Origin of the sequence: Streptomyces sp. NPDC006193 (assembly GCF_040613915.1) — a bacterium.
GTDB lineage: Bacteria > Actinomycetota > Actinomycetes > Streptomycetales > Streptomycetaceae > Streptomyces.
This window is the reverse complement of record NZ_JBEXTB010000067.1, coordinates 1-1168: the sequence shown is the minus strand read 5'-3', so window position 1 is coordinate 1168 and position 1168 is coordinate 1. Positions and strand designations below refer to the sequence as shown.

Sequence of the window (1168 nt, the reverse complement as noted above, 5' to 3'; positions counted from 1 at the left end):
CAAGCCCTCGGCCTATTAGTACCGGTCACCTCCACACGTTACCGTGCTTCCAGATCCGGCCTATCAACCCAGTCGTCTACTGGGAGCCTTACCCCATCAAGTGGGTGGGAGCCCTCATCTCGAAGCAGGCTTCCCGCTTAGATGCTTTCAGCGGTTATCCCTCCCGAACGTAGCCAACCAGCCATGCCCTTGGCAGAACAACTGGCACACCAGAGGTTCGTCCGTCCCGGTCCTCTCGTACTAGGGACAGCCCTTCTCAAGACTCCTACGCGCACAGCGGATAGGGACCGAACTGTCTCACGACGTTCTAAACCCAGCTCGCGTACCGCTTTAATGGGCGAACAGCCCAACCCTTGGGACCGACTCCAGCCCCAGGATGCGACGAGCCGACATCGAGGTGCCAAACCATCCCGTCGATATGGACTCTTGGGGAAGATCAGCCTGTTATCCCCGGGGTACCTTTTATCCGTTGAGCGACGGCGCTTCCACAAGCCACCGCCGGATCACTAGTCCCGACTTTCGTCCCTGCTCGACCCGTCGGTCTCACAGTCAAGCTCCCTTGTGCACTTACACTCAACACCTGATTGCCAACCAGGCTGAGGGAACCTTTGGGCGCCTCCGTTACCCTTTAGGAGGCAACCGCCCCAGTTAAACTACCCATCAGACACTGTCCCTGATCCGGATCACGGACCCAGGTTAGACATCCAGCACGACCAGACTGGTATTTCAACGACGACTCCACACACACTGGCGTGCATGCTTCACAGTCTCCCAGCTATCCTACACAAGCCGAACCGAACACCAATATCAAACTGTAGTAAAGGTCCCGGGGTCTTTCCGTCCTGCTGCGCGAAACGAGCATCTTTACTCGTAGTGCAATTTCACCGGGCCTATGGTTGAGACAGTCGAGAAGTCGTTACGCCATTCGTGCAGGTCGGAACTTACCCGACAAGGAATTTCGCTACCTTAGGATGGTTATAGTTACCACCGCCGTTTACTGGCGCTTAAGTTCTCAGCTTCGCCCACCCGAAAGTGAGCTAACCGGTCCCCTTAACGTTCCAGCACCGGGCAGGCGTCAGTCCGTATACATCGCCTTACGGCTTCGCACGGACCTGTGTTTTTAGTAAACAGTCGCTTCTCGCTGGTCTCTGCGGCCACCCCCAGCTCA

At 56.7% G+C, this 1168-nt stretch carries 1 rRNA gene; it reads right to left on the bottom strand.

Annotation, left to right across the window (positions count from 1 at the left end):
* Position 1 precedes the first annotated feature (1 nt).
* Positions 2-1168: ribosomal RNA gene (locus ABZ261_RS29485) — 23S ribosomal RNA — on the bottom strand; the annotation flags it as partial.